14 protein-coding genes and 1 tRNA gene are annotated in these 18,272 nt (G+C 42.2%); 3 read left to right on the forward strand and 12 right to left on the reverse strand.

Going from position 1 to position 18,272, the window contains the following annotated elements:
* Positions 1-4 precede the first annotated feature (4 nt).
* Genes polA through DWY31_RS01980 form a run of 5 tightly spaced genes read right to left on the reverse strand, consistent with a single transcriptional unit; the run spans position 5 to position 6,256 of the window.
* On the reverse strand, positions 5-2,620 hold the full coding sequence (gene polA / locus DWY31_RS01960) for a DNA polymerase I (RefSeq protein ID WP_118519380.1): 2,616 nt from the start codon (positions 2,618-2,620) through the stop codon (positions 5-7).
* Between the two features lie 60 nt (positions 2,621-2,680).
* Positions 2,681-3,382 (reverse strand): YoaK family protein, encoded by a 702-nt coding sequence (locus tag DWY31_RS01965; protein ID WP_118519381.1) that lies wholly within the window; start codon positions 3,380-3,382, stop codon positions 2,681-2,683.
* Positions 3,383-3,401: 19 nt separating this feature from the next.
* Complete coding sequence (locus DWY31_RS01970) at positions 3,402-3,962, reverse strand: Fe-S-containing hydro-lyase (protein WP_118519382.1); 561 nt, start codon at positions 3,960-3,962, stop codon at positions 3,402-3,404.
* A 1-nt stretch (position 3,963) separates the two neighbouring features.
* Complete coding sequence (locus tag DWY31_RS01975) at positions 3,964-4,806, reverse strand: fumarate hydratase (RefSeq protein ID WP_117537177.1); 843 nt, start codon at positions 4,804-4,806, stop codon at positions 3,964-3,966.
* Positions 4,799-6,256 (reverse strand): B12-binding domain-containing radical SAM protein, encoded by a 1,458-nt coding sequence (locus DWY31_RS01980; protein WP_118519383.1) that lies wholly within the window; start codon positions 6,254-6,256, stop codon positions 4,799-4,801. The genes DWY31_RS01975 and DWY31_RS01980 overlap by 8 nt, the downstream gene beginning before the upstream one ends.
* Before the next feature lie 136 nt (positions 6,257-6,392).
* Between DWY31_RS01980 and DWY31_RS01985 the strand changes: the two genes are divergently transcribed.
* Positions 6,393-6,475, forward strand: a tRNA-Leu gene (locus DWY31_RS01985).
* Between the two features lie 157 nt (positions 6,476-6,632).
* Here DWY31_RS01985 and DWY31_RS01990 read toward each other — a convergent pair.
* Entirely contained in the window at positions 6,633-7,124 is a 492-nt protein-coding gene (locus DWY31_RS01990; RefSeq protein ID WP_117537175.1) for an OB-fold protein, read from the reverse strand.
* Positions 7,125-7,284: 160 nt separating this feature from the next.
* Here DWY31_RS01990 and DWY31_RS01995 point away from each other — a divergent pair, with 160 nt between their 5' ends.
* Positions 7,285-7,572, forward strand: coding sequence for a helix-turn-helix domain-containing protein (locus tag DWY31_RS01995; RefSeq protein WP_021860501.1), 288 nt, complete (start codon positions 7,285-7,287; stop codon positions 7,570-7,572).
* 155 nt (positions 7,573-7,727) lie between these two features.
* Here DWY31_RS01995 and DWY31_RS02000 read toward each other — a convergent pair whose 3' ends face one another.
* The 5 genes from DWY31_RS02000 to DWY31_RS02020 all read right to left on the reverse strand — a co-directional run bounded on the left by DWY31_RS02000 (position 7,728) and on the right by DWY31_RS02020 (position 13,065).
* Complete coding sequence (locus tag DWY31_RS02000; protein WP_118519384.1) at positions 7,728-8,372, reverse strand: hypothetical protein; 645 nt, start codon at positions 8,370-8,372, stop codon at positions 7,728-7,730.
* An 88-nt stretch (positions 8,373-8,460) separates the two neighbouring features.
* Entirely contained in the window at positions 8,461-9,732 is a 1,272-nt protein-coding gene (locus DWY31_RS02005; protein ID WP_118519385.1) for a diaminopimelate decarboxylase, read from the reverse strand.
* Positions 9,729-10,445 carry a TrmB family transcriptional regulator gene (locus DWY31_RS02010; protein ID WP_021860505.1) on the reverse strand — a complete coding sequence of 239 codons (717 nt, stop codon included), beginning with the start codon at positions 10,443-10,445 and terminating at the stop codon, positions 9,729-9,731. Before DWY31_RS02010 ends, DWY31_RS02005 begins: the two co-directional genes overlap by 4 nt.
* A 250-nt stretch (positions 10,446-10,695) precedes the next feature.
* The gene (gene pyk / locus DWY31_RS02015) at positions 10,696-12,132 is read right to left on the reverse strand and encodes a pyruvate kinase (RefSeq protein ID WP_118519386.1); all 1,437 of its coding nucleotides are present in this window, start codon (positions 12,130-12,132) and stop codon (positions 10,696-10,698) included.
* Positions 12,133-12,189: 57 nt separating this feature from the next.
* Entirely contained in the window at positions 12,190-13,065 is an 876-nt protein-coding gene (locus DWY31_RS02020; RefSeq protein ID WP_021860507.1) for a hypothetical protein, read from the reverse strand.
* A 223-nt stretch (positions 13,066-13,288) separates the two neighbouring features.
* Between DWY31_RS02020 and DWY31_RS02025 the strand changes: the two genes are divergently transcribed.
* A complete protein-coding gene (locus tag DWY31_RS02025; protein ID WP_118519387.1) occupies positions 13,289-17,533 on the forward strand; it encodes a 2-hydroxyacyl-CoA dehydratase in 4,245 nt (1,414 codons plus the stop codon).
* A gap of 94 nt (positions 17,534-17,627) precedes the next feature.
* Here DWY31_RS02025 and DWY31_RS02030 read toward each other — a convergent pair whose 3' ends face one another.
* On the reverse strand, positions 17,628-18,272 hold the full coding sequence (locus DWY31_RS02030) for an HAD family hydrolase (RefSeq protein ID WP_118519388.1): 645 nt from the start codon (positions 18,270-18,272) through the stop codon (positions 17,628-17,630).

Here is an 18,272-nt window from a genome sequence, read left to right on the forward strand (position 1 = left end):
CCTCTTATTTTGCTTCGTACCAATTCGTTCCAGTATGCATATCTATCTCAAGCGGTACCCGGAGGTCAGCCGCATGTTCCATTTCTTCTTCCAGGATTTTCTTCACTTCTTCAACTTCCGGTTCGTACGCTTCGATCAAAAGTTCATCGTGTACCTGAAGCACAAGTCTTGATTTTAAATGCTCTTCTTTCAGTCTGCGTTCCACACCGATCATGGCAATCTTCATAATATCTGCCGCTGTTCCCTGGATCGGTGCATTCATCGCCACACGTTCTCCAAATGAGCGCTGCATGAAATTGCTCGATGATAATTCCGGAACCGGACGCCGTCTGCCAAACAGTGTTACTACATATCCGTTCTCTTTTGCATGTGCGACTGTATCATCCAGAAACTTTTTGATTCCCGGATATGTCCGGAAATAATCTTCGATGTATTTCGCCGCTTCTTTTCTCGTAATGCTCAGATCCTGGCTGAGGCCAAAGGAACTGATTCCATATACAATACCAAAGTTTACTGCTTTTGCATTTCTTCTCTGCAACGGTGTCACTTCATCGAACGGAATGTGAAATACCTGTGATGCGGTAATTCTGTGAATATCTGCTTCCTCCCTGTATGCCTGGATCAGCTGCTCATCCTGCGAGCAGTGTGCAAGCACACGCAGTTCAATCTGCGAATAATCAGCATCTACAAATACATATCCTTCTTCCGGCACAAATACTTTACGGATCATTCTGCCAAGTTCCACTCTGACCGGTATATTCTGCAGGTTTGGTTCCGCACTGCTCAAACGCCCGGTTGCCGTCACTGTCTGATGGAACTTTCCATGGATCCTTCCATCTTCCTGAATGTACCCCGCCAGACCGTCTGCGTACGTAGACTTAAGCTTCGTAAGCTGTCGGTATTCCAGTACTTTTGATACGACCGGATAATCCGGTGCCAGCTTGTCCAGCACATCCGCCGCAGTTGAATATCCGGTCTTTGTCTTTCTTCCGCCCGGAAGTTCCATTTTTTCAAACAGAATTACTCCAAGCTGCTTCGGTGAATTGATGTTGAACTCTTCTCCTGCAAGCTCGTAGATATCTTTTTCCAGTTCAGTAATCTTACCAACAAGCTGATCTCCGTAAGCTTTCAGCGCTTCCGCTTCCACTTTCACACCATTTTGTTCCATCTCATATAAGGTAAATACAAGCGGCATCTCAATGTTTTCAAAAAGCTCCCAGCTCTTTGTATCTTTTAAACGGTTCTCCAGCGGTTCTTTCGCCGCAAATGCTGTATATGCTTCATAGCAGGCTTTTGTTCTCCCGTCTGCTTTCTCATCAATCATAAGTCCGAGCTGTTCTCTTGCGACATCTTCATACATATAATCGCTTTTCAGTGGATTCAGAAGATACGCCGCAACTGTCGCATCAAAACAATTCGCCCTGTTTTCTATCGGCAGTTCAGCTATGACATTTTTCAGATCAAATACAACAAATTGTCCGGCTTTCTGCTGAATCTGCGAGACTTGCTCTAATAACCATTCTGCGGAAATCTCTCCACCTGTAAGAATTAACGCTGTCTTTTCCTGTGATGCACAGAATGCAACTCCTCCAAGAGCTGCCTGCATGGCAAATAATGGCAATATATTTTCTGTATCTTTGTAAACAGCCGCGCCAACAACTTTTGCTTCCTTAAGCTTCTTCAGATATGTTTCTGCTTCCTTCTTTGTCTCGATCGCACAGAAAGTCTCTTCAATCGATGGTGCTTCTGGCTGTACATCAAAACGGGATAACAGGTTCTTAAACTGTAATCTCTGGAAATATGCATAAGCCTCTTCCGTATAGAGATTACCCAGTTTTGCTTCTTCAAAATCATATTCCACATCCGCATGTACTTCAATCGTCGCCAGAGTCTTACTTAATACTGCTAGATCCCAGTGTTCATTTAATGCCTTGGATGCTCGTGGTGGCTTCAGTTCTTCCACATGCTCATGTGCATTCTCAATAGAATGATACTCGGTAATGATCTTCGTTGCTGTCTTCTCGCCGATGCTTGGAACTCCCGGAATATTATCGGCAGTGTCACCCATCAGCGCTTTCAGGTCGATAAATTCAACCGGATTCACCTGATAGCGTTCTTTTACATCTGCCGCATAATAATCTTCCACTTCGGTGCGTCCCTGCTTCGTCTTCGGGATTCGAATCTTCACATGCTCTGTCGCAAGCTGCAGAAGATCTCTGTCACCGGAAATCACAGATACTTCCATGCCCTGTTCTTCTGCTCTTCTCGACAGCGTTCCAAGCAGGTCATCTGCCTCCAGTCCCGGCTGCTCGATAATGCGCACTCCCATCGCCTTTAACACTTCTTTGATCACCGGAACCTGCTGACGCAGTTCCTCTGCCATAGGCTTACGCGTTCCTTTGTACGCATCGTACATCTTGTGACGGAACGTCGGTGCATGCACATCAAAGGCCACCGTCAGATACTCCGGCTTCTCTTCTTCTAATATTTTAAACATGATCGTCAGAAAACCATAAATGGCATTCGTATGAAGCCCCTCTGAATTTGTCAGATCCGGAAGCCCATAGAATGCCCTGTTCAATATACTGTGTCCGTCGATCAGAACTATTTTCTCGCTCATAAAAACAACACTCCATGTATTTTTTCGCTACCTTAATACTATACACCAAATCCTTTGATTTTAAAAGTGCTTTTCTTTTTCTTCTTTCTCTTCTTCCTCAGCCTGGATAAACATCAGGACAAATACAACAAAAAGCAGGATACACACGGTATATACAGATTTTGCGCCAACCCCCGTCGTCAATTTTGTACTGATAACTGCGCCGAAGATAAATGCTGCAATAATTCCGTAATACTGAAGACTGTTATTGCGTACTTTCCGGTCTCTGTGCACACCGGAATAAAAAAGATTCTCGGTAGCTGTCCTTAAGTTTCCGGTACACATCGTTGTTGCGTATTTCTTTCCTCCGCCAAAAGCCCTGAAGCTCTCTACCTGCATAGAGCAGACGAAAGAAACTGACGCATTGACCAGATCATTGCATATGCCTTCCGGGACAAAAGAAACTGCCAGAAGCACAAGAATTTCCAGTGCAATAACGATCTGACGCCAGTGAATCTTTGTGCTGTAGCGGAAATTCAGTTTTACAATTTCCGTAATCATAACTCCGACCATAAACGCAAGAATCGGCAAGGTATACGTTGTTATTTTTTCAAAATTATGCTGTGCAATATGAATTCCGAGAAGGACGATATTTCCCGTCTGTGCATTGGCAAATACGCCGCCCCGGCTTATATATGTATAGACATCCAAATAGCCTCCTGCAACCGCAAGAAGAAGTCCAATGAAATAGGATTCTGAAACCTGTCTATTTAACTGTATCATGAACTTACTTTCACATCCTTTATTTCTCTTTTTTCTGTAAATACGCCGCTCTTCCTTCTTTGTAAAGGTTGTTTCCCTCGCTGTCTATCACGACAACTAACGGCATCTCTTCTACATATAATCTGCGAAGCGCTTCCGCTCCAAGATCTTCATATGCGATCATTTCTGCTTTTTTGATACATTTTGCAAGAAGTGCTCCGGCGCCTCCGATTGCTCCAAAATACACACCGCTGTATTTCTTCATTGCTTCAACAACTTCCGGAAGTCTGGCTCCTTTTCCGATCATGCCTCTTGCACCTACAGACATCATCGTCGGCGCATACGCATCCATACGACCGCTTGTTGTCGGTCCCGCAGAACCGATCACATGTCCCGGTTTTGCGGGTGTCGGTCCGACATAGTAGATCGTTGCGTTTTTTGGATCAAATGGAAGTTCTTCTCCTCTTGCAAGCGCCTCACACATCCGCTTGTGTCCTGCGTCTCTTGATGTATAAATGGTTCCGGTCAGATACACGGTATCTCCGGCATGTAATGTTTTTGCAAGTTCCTCTGTCAAAGGAAGTGTGATATGTTTTTCCATTTTAGATCACCTCCGTTTTATGTCTGGTCACATGGCAGTTGATATTGACTGCACAAGGCATACCTGCGATATGCGTTGGCAATGTCTCGATATTCAGCCCGATTGCTGTCGTACGACCGCCAAATCCCTGTGGTCCGATTCCAAGCTCATTGACCTTTTCAAGCATCTCTTCTTCCAGATCTGCATAGTATGGATCCGAATTTTTGGAATCTACCGGACGCATCAGCGCTTTCTTCGCAAGAAGTGCCGCTTTGTCAAACGTACCTCCGATTCCGACACCGATCACCATTGGCGGACATGGATTCGGTCCTGCTGTCTCAACGACTTCCAGAATAAAATCTTTGATACCCTGCAGTCCTGCAGATGGCTTGAACATACGGATCTGGCTCATATTTTCACTGCCAAATCCCTTCGGGCCTACTGTGATCTTCACCTGTTCTCCAGGAACGATCTCCGTGTAGAGCATTGCCGGTGTATTATCTCCGGTATTTCCTCTGCGCACAGGATCTTTCACAACAGATTTGCGCAGATAGCCCTTGTCATATCCTCTTCTTACGCCTTCATTTACCGCTTCTGTAAGATCACCGCCTGTCAGGTGTACATCCTGTCCGATTTCAAGGAAGACACATGCCATACCGGTATCCTGACAGATCGGTACTTCCTGTGCACCTGCAATCTCATAATTCTCTATAATATTGTCTAACACGCCTTGCGCAATCTCCCAGTCTTCACATGCACGGCACTTCTCGATTGCACCTTTCACATCTTCCGGAAGAAACTGGTTCGCCTGAATGCATAATTTTTCTACAACTTCTGTAATTTTTGCCACATCAATTTCACGCATTATGCAGTACCTCCATTGCATTTTTATTCACTTTTTCTATCATATTCTCTTTTGGCAGATTTTTCAATTCTTTTTTCAGATCATACCGGGTACTCATATGCCAGAAAAATTCTCCTGTAAATAAAACTTTATGCATCCAGTCTTCTTTAAGCCATGCTCCGATCAGCCGTCTCACAGAATAAATCCGTCTGCTGGCATCTATCTGTTCAAGCTGAAGTTCGTACGGTGTCATCTGCTTTGGATAATGTACCGTATTTCCATTATATTTTGCCCAGTTTCTATGTATCAGACGGTCTTTATTTGCCTCATATGCCGGTGTCCCCGGTACAAAATACATGCTCTGGATCAGTACGCCCTGAATATGATTGCGGATCACGAAATCCGCCAGTTCTTTTCCACAACCCTTTTTCTGATTGTCCGACCCAAGAATAAATAATCCGCGCACGCTCAGTCCATGTTTCTGGATATTGCGGATAGATTTTTCAATCTCTTTTCTTGTACTCTTTTTGTGATAAGTTTCAAAAGATGCATCATCAATAAACTCGATACCCATATCTAGCTCAAAAAATCCAGCTTTCTTTAACAGCTCTAACATCTCATCATCGAAACCCACTTCATATCTTGCCTGGATATTAAAACGATATTTGATTCCGCTGTCTATGATCGCATGCAGGACTTCCATTGCCCATTTCTGGTCAGCAAAGAAATTATCATCCGTGATCCACAAATCCTGCACAATTCTGTGATTTCCTTTTTCAAAAAAATCAATGGAATATTTAATATCTTCTATAATATTTTCCGGTGTACGTTTTCTGACACATCTGCCAAAATGTCTCACAAGCGCACAGTAGTCGCAGTTATGCGGACATCCTCTAGAGGCATGTACCTGCGGCCAAATCGTCATATGTTTTGTCATCTTCTTATAATTATGAATCAGACTTCTGTCCGGGATCACATCGATATTTTCCGGCGGAACCGTCTTTCCTGTGCTGTAAAATTCTCCCTCTTCCAGCCAGGCGTATCCAGCCGTATCCGGTTTCTTTTTCTCCTGTATCATTTTTATAAGTGGAAGAATCGTCTCATCACCTTCACCCAGCATCACATAGTCGCAATAGTTCACTGCTTCTTTCACATTCATGGATGCATGTAACCCACCCATCACAATGGTTGCATTCGTATGCTCCTTCAAATATGTTGCGATCTGATACCCGCGAACCGCCGCATAAGTAAAAATGCTGATAAATATAATATTCGCATCCTGAAGATCCTTCATCGGAATCTTAGAAATCGACTCACTATACATATAAGTATCCGGATACTCCCGCTTCACAATCGTCGCAAGTGTATTTAAGCCCACCGACGGTGTGCGGATATAGCGGTCATATACGAAATAATTTAAAATTGTGGGTTTATACGGGCGATTGCCCGGCTCAATAAAACGAATTTTCATCTGTTTCTTTCCTCCACCCTGTCTTTTCTCGTTTGCCGTTATTATTATAAGCCTCTTTTCTATTTTTATAAAGAATTTTCTTGACATTCGTTTCAAAATACATTATCATAATTTTGTTGCTTTGAGTAACAAGTATGCGGATATGGCGGAATGGCAGACGCACAAGACTCAAAATCTTGCGAGGGTGACTTCGTGTGGGTTCAAGTCCCACTATCCGCAGGTATTAAGAAAGCAGTAATGATTTTTGGTCATTACTGCTTTTTCTTTACATAAAACTTCCCGTTTCCGCAAAATATAATTCATCTTATAAAATAACCTCACCTGATTCTCATATCATCAGAAACAGGTGAGGTTCGTTAATTATTATTAAGAGATATTATTGTGCCATAGCATCAATATCCAGGCTGTATCCCATAACTTCTCCTACATCTGTACATTTCCCTTTAACAACAATTTTTTTGTCTTTTGATAATTTTTTTACATCATTTTTTTGTTTATCATTTTGTGTATTACATTGAATTCCAATTATAGCGTATTCATCATCATCCGGAAGTACAGTAATGTATTTACAATCACTATCAATTGTTGATACTCTTCCTGTAATTCTTAAATATTTCCCTTTGTATTTGTCAGATGCAGCAGCAGCATTATCTTCCAAAGCTTTCATTAATTCACTTGCAGATACATTTTTATATTCTATTTTTTTCTTTTCGCTTTTCTTAGTATCTTTCTTTTCCGAAGATGCAGTATTACTTTCTGTATTCCCTGTTGATGAATCATTGTTTCCTCCTTTTGTAGCCATACTAATTGCTGCAATAACAATCACTATGATGACTATCCATTTTAACTTACCACCCTTTTTCTTCATTCTGTAATCCTCCTACTTTGGTGTGACAGCATAATTTTCAATTCTGCTATCCAGATGTTATTAGTTTACTATTAGTTGATTGTAAAGTCAACTAATTAAAGGTATTTTCCACCAATCAAATACATATAATGTAGTACACTAACCAAAAGGAGATTTTGGTATGGTTGATTTTGGAAACACATTAAAGACATTACGATTAAGAGAAAATATGACACAGGCGCAGCTTGCCCAAAAACTTGGTTTGACCAAATCCGTTATCAGTGCATACGAAACTGGTTTACGTCTGCCGTCTTATGATGTGCTCATCCATATTTCTAAAATTTTCAAAGTATCTACGGATTATCTGCTTGGTGTAGAATCACAGCAGGGGATAGATTTATCCGGTATTTCTGAAGAAGAAGTAACTGCTCTTAAGAATCTGATCAAAGCCATGCGCAACAGGCATTAAAAACTCTGCAATTTTAATATTCATAATACGAAATAAACCTCCCCGGAGTTACAACTCCAGGGAGGTTTATTTCGTATACCCATTGAATACTCATATCATTCTTTGCCTGACGGCAGTATAACATATGTATTCCGCCATTTCAAATTATATTTCATCTACATAGGGAACATTGCCGCATCCAGCGAAGTCAGATCTTTCTCCCGGATGGAATACACGCCATCATCATCCTTCTCGATCTGGACTTTACGAACTTCCGCTTTCCCATACTCCGGACTTTTAAGCTTGTCAGCCATGAGATCATACATTTCCTGCAGCATCAGCTCATTGAGCTTATCGTCTGACGGAATCTTCTTTAACGTCTTCATCTTCGCTTCCAGCTTCTTCGTCAGCTCGTCCTGTAATCCTGAGAAGCACTTAAGCGGTTTCACTTTTACTTTCACCGAGAACCCCTCGTCTATTTTTTCGGCGCTCTGCACTTTGTAATTCGCGGCTTTTAAAATGTCCTGAAACAGCAGGCGGAACTTCTCTGTCATCTTTTCGGAAGCACCTATACTGTCCAGACCACTGCTCTGCATCATCGTATCAATATTTTCCTGATATAAGTTCTTTACTTCTTTCTCTGTAGCATCTGTCTGCTTCTTGTATTCCTTGAACTTCCCTTTATAACTGGCATCCAGTGTTGCCGTCACATAGGCTTTTGCGTCTTTTTCACGCATCCCGCAGCCGGACAGGAGTCCCACAAGCAGTATGCAGACAATGAAAATACTTCCATATTTTTTAAGAACCATCTTTCTACTCATATCTTTTTCCTCCATTTTCCCGTAAGCTATCGCTTATAGCCTGTCTTTACGATACCTTACAGGATGGAAGTTTTCAATATGTATCCGTTTATTTTACCAGTTTTTTTCCGATATCAAAACAGTCAAATGTCGCAAAATAGTCCTTTGGTGTCTCAGCGCGTCGAATGAGCTGTGCTGTGCCGTCTTCTTTCAGTAACACTTCTGCTGATTTTAATTTGCCATTGTAATTGTATCCCATTGCAAATCCGTGTGCGCCGGTATCATGGATTACAAGCAGGTCTCCAATATCGATCTTCGGGAGCATACGGTCGATTGCAAATTTATCATTATTTTCACAGAGAGAGCCTGTGACATCATATTTGCAGTTGCATGGTTTGTTCTCTTTGCCCATAACTGTAATATGATGATAAGCACCGTACATTGCCGGACGCATTAAGTTTACAGCACATGCATCTACACCAATGTATTCTTTGTATGTATGTTTCTCATGGATTGCTTTTGTAACAAGACAGCCGTACGGTCCCATCATGAAACGTCCAAGCTCTGTGTAAATCTCAACATCTCCCATTCCTGCCGGTGTCAGCACTTCTTCATACACACGTCTTACGCCTTCTCCGATCACACGGATGTCATTTGGCTCCTGATCCGGGTTGTAAGGGATACCGACACCACCGGATAAGTTAATAAATTTAATATGAACGCCTGTTTCTTTCTGTAATTTGACAGCCACTTCAAAAAGAACTTTCGCAAGCATCGGATAATATTCATTCGTAACGGTATTACTTGCCAGGAATGCATGAATACCGAATTCTTTCGCACCTTTTGCTTTCAAAATCTTAAATGCCTCGAAAATCTGCTCCGTTGTCATTCCATACTTGGAATCTCCCGGATTGTCCATGATGTCATTACTGATTTTGAAAAGTCCGCCCGGATTGTATCGGCAGCTGATCGTCTCCGGAATATGTCCGATTGCTTTCTCAAGAAAATCAATATGTGTAATATCATCCAGGTTGATGATCGCACCTAATTCTTCTGCTTTTTTGAACTCTTCTGCCGGTGTATCATTGGACGAAAACATGATGTCATTTCCTCTTGCTCCGATTGCCTCTGACAGCATCAACTCTGTATAAGAGGAACAGTCGCATCCGCATCCATATTCTCTCAGAATATTAATCAGGAAAGGGTTTGGAGTTGCCTTTACAGCAAAATATTCTTTGTATCCTTTGTTCCATGAAAATGCTTCTTTTAATGCTTTTGCATTCTCGCGGATCCCTTTTTCATCATAAAGATGAAACGGAGTCGGATATTCTTTTACAATCTCATCAAGCTGTTCTTTTGTTACAAATGGTATTTTTTTCATCGCTTCTCATTCTCCTTCTTCATTGCAAGTAATTCTATTTCATTCGCCAGTGTACGTTTATATAACTCAACAAAGTTCTTCTGTCCGGAATAGAGGCATGTATTCATACTGCCTTCCCCATATTCTCCGGTCAGTACATACTTAGAATCTGTGATCACACCGATTGATGTGCCTCTCTGTTCACCGATATAAACCTTTGCTCCTTCGTAGTTGACCGGCTGATCCGTAACGATCACAACTTTTCTCTTCGCATCAATCAGCTCTTCTAACTCTTTTACAAATAGGAGCAGATAGTTACGTGTACAGGATACGTACACCCGTTCTCTGGCATCTTCCAGCAGGTTACGCATCTTATCCAGCACATTTTCCGAACCTTCGATCGTAATATATCCTTCGACATGCTCCTTCTCCAGCGGTCTGTGCTTGCACAGCCACTTCTTGTTCTCTTCCATATGCCGGATACGGTTCTTGCAAAACTCATCCAGCACAACCGGAACGTATTTCTTAGTTGTACCTTCTTCAACTAGATATGCCGCACCCTTCTCTGTCATGCTCGCCAGCGAATTGTAAGCATTCGACCGGGAAATTCCAAGCTGTTTCGCGACTTCATATCCGGTTGTTTTGCCTTCTCTGAGCAAGCACTCGTAAATACCGGCCTCCTGTCTGGTCAGTCCAAAATCCATTAATCTTTCAACAAATGATGTATGTTCCATAACTCCACCTTTATTCTTTAGTAGTTCTCCACAGGAACACTATATAGCATATTTTATCGTATGTCAACGGATACTACTGGAAAATTTTATCAAAAAAGGATAAACGATGGCGGTTACTCTGGTTACCGTCATTCGTTTATCCTTTTTCACTTCTACTTCTAAATATTTGTTATCTGAATACTTGCAGATTGCTTCATGCTTTGCTTAACTGCAATTTCCCACTTGTTCACATATAGAATAGAATATAATCTTAATCAATAATTGCAATACGCATCATATTACTGAATCCGCTCTTCTGTGCTCCAACATTTGGAGAAGGGATTCCTGCTGTCAGGATTACGATATCTCCTGTCTCTGCAAGCTGTTTTGCGCATACAAGATCAATCGCCCCTGTACAGATATCTTCTGTTGTCGCTACTTCAATAGATTTCAGTGGCTGTACACCCCAGTAAATCTGCATTCTGCGGAGAGTTGCCTCGTTCGGGCTTACACCGATAATATTTGTCTTTGGTTTGAACTTGGATACCACTCTTGCAGTTGCTCCGGATACAGTCGGAGTAATAATGCATTTCGCTCTTAAGTTCGTTGCTGTTGTAACGGTTGCATGTCCCAATGCGCTGGATGCACTCTTCATACGGTGTTCTTCAGCTTTTCTCAGAATAGAATCGTATTCCAGATGCTCTTCTGTGCTTTCTACAATATGGACCATCATCTGCAATGCCTCAACCGGATATTTACCTTGTGCAGTCTCACCGGATAACATTACTGCATCTGTTCCATCATATACAGCATTGGCAACATCTGTCACTTCCGCTCTTGTCGGACGTGGGTTACGAATCATGGAATCCAGCATCTGTGTTGCAGTAATAACCGGTTTAAAATTATCATTACATTTCTGGATCATCAATTTCTGTAAATACGGAACTTCTTCTGCCGGAATCTCTACACCAAGATCTCCACGGGCAACCATGATTCCATCTGCGCAGCGGATGATCTCATCAATATTCTTAATTCCTTCTGCGTTCTCAATCTTTGCAATGATTGGAATATAAGGTGCATTGCACTGCTTCAATACTGCTTTGATTTCCAAAATACACTCTGCATTTCTTACAAAAGAAGCTGCGATAAAATCAACACCCTGTTCTACACCGAATTTGATATCGTCTCTGTCTTTTTCTGTAATAGCCGGAAGTCTGACCGGTACATTCGGCACGTTGACTCCCTTCTTCTCACCAAGCTCACCACCGTTGATGACTTTACAGACAATCTCATCATTTCCTTTGTCTTTAACTTTCAGTTCGATCAGTCCGTCATCGATCAAAATTGTGCTTCCGATCTGCACATCATTGACAAGTCCTTCGTATGTGATGTAAGTCTTTGTCTCATCTCCAACACATTCTGTTGTTGTCAGAGTAAATGTCTCGCCTTCTTTTAAATGTACTTTCTTACCGTCTTTCAGAACACCGGTACGGATCTCCGGTCCCTTTGTATCCAGGAGGATTGCGATCGGCTTGCCTTCTTCTTCACGGATTTTCTTCAGCATATCCATACGGAACTTCTGCTCTTCATGATCTCCGTGTGAAAAATTAAATCTTGCAATATCCATTCCATTGCGTACAAGTGCACGCATTGTATCTTCGTTATTTGTATTTGGTCCCATTGTGCATACAATCTTTGTTTTCTTCATAATAAACCTCTTCATCCTTTCCCATTTACTTCATTTACTAAATTTACTATTGTTCATTTACTGAACATGTATATGTGTGAACAAATGCTCCTGGCAATATTCATAGTTGCCGTGGCATTTTGAACAATACCGAAATTCAAGATTCGGATCATCTAATTCGGTCCGCCCGCATACTGCACATCTGTGCTTTGCACCACCTGTCGCATACGGATTCTGTGTCGAACGCGCCTGTCTTACATTCTTCTGAAAATCTCTCTTGCGTTTCATCTGCTTCGGGCTGTATGCTCTTGTCTTTCTTGAACTCAAGAAAAACAGCAAGAAGTTAAGAATCGACACAAATGCAGCAAGCGCATTTGCTTTATAATAAATGCCATAAACGGCATTTCCGCCATAACTTGGAATAAACGCCTGTGCAATCCCGTAAAGGAAAAATGCACCGTCAAGCCATGCAAGCCATTTTGCTTTTACCGGAATGACAAACCATACCAGGAACTGTACGTCCGGATACAGAAATGCGAATACAAAAAACAGCGACATATTCAGATACGCTGTATCAAGATGCATGGAAATACCTGTAATCAGATAGACAAGGATCGCTGCAATCACATGGAACAGTACTCCCGCAAAGAAATATACATTAAATCGGAACGCTCCCCATGCTGCTTCAAGCTGCTTTCCGATAAAATAATACAGCATTAATGCAAATGCCACCCAGATAAGGCTTGTACTCGGCGGATCAATAATAAATGTAATAACTCTCCACACCTGACCATGTAAGATTGCCGGAGCATCCAGGCTCAGCCATGTAGAATAAAATGTTGGATTCACCATGTCAAGTATAAACCCGAAACCATACAATATTACTATGTAAAGCATCAGATTGTCAATGGCATACCTGCCAAACTTTCTCTCTAATTTATCTAACCAGTTCATAATCTAATCTTCTATACTCCTTTTTCTTATCATGACTCTCATTCTAACGGCTTCAAAAATATTTGTCAATTCTGTCATATAAGTTTCACAGCTTTTTTACAATTCTATAACATTTGTTAATTGTCTTTTTGTTTTTTTTGTCGTATAATGTTACAGTCTATTAAGCTTACATGCATTTAATAAGAAAGAATACATATATTTAACTAGATAAGGAGTACATATTATGAGCCAAAACGAAGTATACACACTGGGGATCGATATTGGTTCTACTACCGTGAAGATTGCTTTGTTAGATTCTGATAATGAAGTAGTCTTTTCTGATTATGAGAGACATTTTGCTAATATCCAGGAGACACTGTCCGATCTGTTAGGACGTGCCATTTATAAAGTCGGACCTGTTTACGCATCCCCGGTCATTACCGGTTCCGGCGGACTGACACTTGCCAAACATCTGAAAGTGCCGTTCGTCCAGGAAGTTATTGCCGTATCTACAGCATTACAGGATTACGCACCACAGACAGACGTTGCGATTGAGCTTGGCGGAGAAGATGCTAAGATTATTTATTTTGAAGGCGGCAATGTAGAGCAGCGTATGAACGGTGTCTGCGCCGGTGGTACCGGTTCTTTCATTGATCAGATGGCTTCTCTGTTACAGACAGATGCTTCTGGTCTTAATGAATATGCAAAGAATTATCAGGCGCTTTACACGATTGCCGCAAGATGCGGTGTATTTGCCAAATCGGATATCCAGCCACTTATTAACGAAGGAGCCTCCAAAGAAGACCTGGCTGCTTCTATTTTTCAGGCTGTTGTCAACCAGACCATCAGTGGTCTTGCCTGCGGAAAGCCGATTCGTGGTCACGTTGCCTTCTTAGGTGGACCGTTACACTTCCTTTCCGAGTTAAAGGAAGCATTTATCCGTACTTTAAAACTGGATGATGAGCATACGATTGCTCCTCACCATTCACATTTATTTGCAGCGATTGGTTCTGCACTGAATTCAAAAAAAGACCTGCACGTTTCCTTACAGGAGATGCAAAAGCGTCTGGAAGGCAAGATCCAGATGGAATTTGAAGTAGAACGTATGGAACCATTATTTGCAACGGAACAGGATTTCAAAGAATTTAAAGAACGTCACGACAAAGACCAGGTACCGATGGGCGACCTTGCCTCTTATAAAGGAAAAGCATTCCTGGGAATCGATGCCGGTTCAACAACTACAAAGGCTGCTCTTGTCGGCGAAGACGGCACACTGCTTTATTCTTTCTATCATAATAACGAAGGAGATCCGCTTGGTACAACAATCCGTGCGATCAAGGATATTTACAGTAAACTGCCGGAAGGTGTTGAGATTGTTCACTCCTGCTCGACCGGATATGGCGAAGCGCTGATCAAAGCTGCTCTTCTGCTGGACGAGGGAGAAGTAGAGACAGTTTCCCACTACTATGCTGCATCCTTTTTTGAGCCGGATGTAGACTGTATCCTTGACATCGGTGGTCAGGATATGAAATGTATTAAGATCAAGAACCATACAGTTGACAGTGTACAACTCAATGAAGCATGCTCTTCTGGATGCGGTTCTTTCATCGAGACATTTGCAAAATCATTGAACTACAGTGTAGAAGATTTTGCACAGGAAGCATTATTTGCAAGAAATCCGATCGACCTCGGAACCCGCTGTACGGTATTTATGAATTCCAAAGTAAAACAGGCGCAGAAAGAGGGCGCAGAAGTTTCCGATATTTCTGCCGGTCTTGCTTATTCCGTTATCAAAAACGCATTGTTTAAAGTAATCAAAGTTTCCGACGCATCCGAGCTCGGTGAGCATATTGTTGTGCAGGGAGGAACTTTCTATAACAATGCCGTTCTCAGAAGTTTTGAGAAAATCGCAAACTGCGAAGCCGTACGTCCGGATATTGCCGGTATCATGGGAGCATTCGGAGCTGCCCTCATTGCCAGAGAACGTTATGTTGACTGTGAAGGTACTACGATGCTTTCCATTGAGGACATTGAAGCGCTGGAATACTCTACAACAATGACTAAATGTCGAGGATGTACAAATAACTGCCGTCTGACGATCAATCATTTCAGCGGCGGACGCAGATTTATTACAGGAAACCGCTGTGAAAAAGGACTAGGCAAAGAAAAATCAAAAAATAATCTTCCAAACCTTTTTGCTTACAAATTAGAACGTTATTTTAATTATGAACCATTAAAAGCCGAGGATGCAAAACGCGGTACGATCGGTATCCCACGTGTACTGAATATGTATGAGAACTATCCGTTCTGGTTTACATTTTTCAATACATTAGGATTTTCCGTTGTACTCTCTCCTGCTTCTACACGTAAGATTTATGAACTGGGAATTGAGTCCATACCGAGTGAATCCGAATGTTATCCGGCGAAACTTGCGCACGGACATGTACAGTGGCTGATCAACCAGGGCATACAGAATATTTTCTATCCAAGTATTCCTTATGAGCGCAATGAGTTTGAAGAAGCAAATAACCACTATAACTGTCCGATCGTAACCTCCTACCCGGAGAATATTAAAAATAATATTGATGCGATCGTCCAGGGCGAAGTGAATTTCATTCATCCGTTCCTCTCCCTGCAAAGTGAAGAGACGATCCGCTATCGTTTAAAAGAAGAACTCTGCGAAAGATTTGATATTTCCGGAGCTGAGATCGACACTGCTGTACATGCAGCATGGGAAGAATTAAAAGCATGTCGTGAAGATATGCGCAGAAAAGGCGAAGAGACAATTAAATTTCTTAAAGAGACCGGCAACCGCGGCATTGTCCTTGCAGGACGTCCATATCACATTGATCCGGAAGTCAACCACGGTATCCCGGAACTGATCAACTCCTATAACATTGCCGTTCTGACAGAAGATTCGATCTCTCATCTGAATCCTGTCGAGCGTCCATTAAATGTTATGGATCAGTGGATGTATCACTCCCGCCTTTATGCAGCCGCAAACTATGTGAAGACAGTAGATAATCTGGATCTCATCCAACTTAACTCTTTCGGCTGTGGACTAGATGCTGTTACGACAGATCAGGTTGCTGAGATCCTTACAAATTCAGATAAGATTTATACTTCTCTGAAGATTGACGAAGTAAATAACTTAGGTGCTGCACGTATCCGTGTCCGCTCTCTACTGGCTGCGATCCGTGTCAGAGAACAGAGAAAAGACGAAAGACATATCCAGTCTTCCGCGATCAAGAAAGTTTCCTTCACAAAGGAAATGCGTAAAGACTATACGATCCTCTGCCCGCAGATGTCACCAATCCACTTTGAACTTCTGGAGCCTGCATTCCGTGCTTCCGGATATAACATCGAAGTACTTCCGAATGACAACAAACAGGCTGTTGACGTAGGGCTTAAATATGTAAATAATGATGCATGCTACCCATCTCTGATGGTTGTCGGACAGATCATGGAGGCAATTCTTTCCGGCAAATACGATACTGAAAAGATTGCTGTGATCATCAGCCAGACCGGTGGTGGATGCCGTGCTTCGAACTATATCGGATTTATCCGCCGTGCCCTTAAGAAAGCCGGTTATGCACACATTCCGGTAATTTCCATCAACTTAAGCGGACTGGAAGGCAACCCTGGATTTAAGATTACACCTTCTCTCGCACTCCGTGGCGTATATGCGGCTATATTTGGAGATATTTTCATGAAATGTACTTACAGACTTCGCCCTTACGAAGCCGAAAAAGGTGCTGTAAATGCCATGCATGAGAAATGGAAGAAAGTCTGCATTGACTTCTTATCTTCCGGATATCCGTCCAGACGCAAATTCAAGAAACTGTGCCGTGAGATCATCGAAGACTTTGACAACAACATTAAACTGTTGGATATTAAGAAACCGCGTGTCGGTGTTGTTGGAGAAATTCTTGTCAAATTCCTTCCGGCGGCAAACAACTATCTTGTAGAACTTCTGGAAAGTGAAGGTGCCGAAGCTGTTGTTCCGGATCTTCTGGACTTCCTGCTTTACTGCTTCTACAACCAGAACTTCAAGGTAGAAAAACTTGGATTTAAGAAATCCAAAGCCACACTCGGCAATCTTGGTATCAAGGCACTGGAGTGGTTTCGTGCACCGGCAACCGAGGCATTCAAAGCAAGTAAACACTTCGATCCACCGGCTAAGATCGAAAATCTTGGCAAGATGGCTTCCAAGATCGTATCTCTCGGAAACCAGACCGGTGAAGGCTGGTTCCTGACCGGCGAGATGTTAGAGTTGATCCACAGTGACGCACCGAACATTGTGTGTACACAGCCGTTTGCCTGCCTGCCAAACCACGTCGTAGGAAAAGGCGTTATCAAGGAACTGCGCAGACGCTACCCACAGTCCAACATTGTCGCTATCGACTTTGATCCGGGCGCCAGTGAAGTAAACCAGCTGAACCGTATCAAACTGATGCTGTCTACGGCTAATAAGAATTTAAATCAGTAATAAAGTTTCAATATAAAAACGACACAGAGAAAAATTACTTTTAATTTATTCTCTGTGTCATTTTTTATTTCCGATTACACCAGAAATTACGGCATCATACATATTTCAGTATATCCGCAACATCTGCCTCTACATAATCGGCTCCTGCCTGTGCAAATTCTTCTTTGTCTCCGAATCCATATAAAATGCCAAGACAGTCTATTCCAATCTTATGCGCGCCGATAACATCATATTCTCTGTCTCCGATCATAAGCACATTTTTCAGATCTGTAATGCCATTTTCACGAAAAGCATATTCTATCACTTCCGCCTTCGTCCCTCTGCCACCATCCAGTTCCATTCCGGCAACGCATGTGAAATACGGCGTAAGTGAGAAATGATCCATAATCTGTTTTGCATATACTTCCGGTTTGGAAGTTACCACCAGAGCTTTTTTTCCTGCTTGTTTAACGGCTTTCAGCACATCAGGTATCCCATCATACAGCTTACACTCAAAAATGCCTTTGTCCTGATAATACTCGCGGTAAGCGTCAACCGCTTTCCAGCTTTCTTCTTCAAAAAATCCATAATATTTTGTAAAAGAATCCGTAAGCGGCGGTCCGATAAACGCATGCAGTTTCTCACGTTCTGTCTCCTCGATTCCGAATTTCTTCAACGCATAAATAACTGAATTGATAATCCCTTCTGACGAATCAATTAATGTCCCGTCCAGATCAAATAAAAATGTGTTATATTCCAT

This window comes from Dorea sp. AF24-7LB, from assembly GCF_003478575.1.
Taxonomy (GTDB): domain Bacteria; phylum Bacillota; class Clostridia; order Lachnospirales; family Lachnospiraceae; genus Dorea_D; species Dorea_D hominis.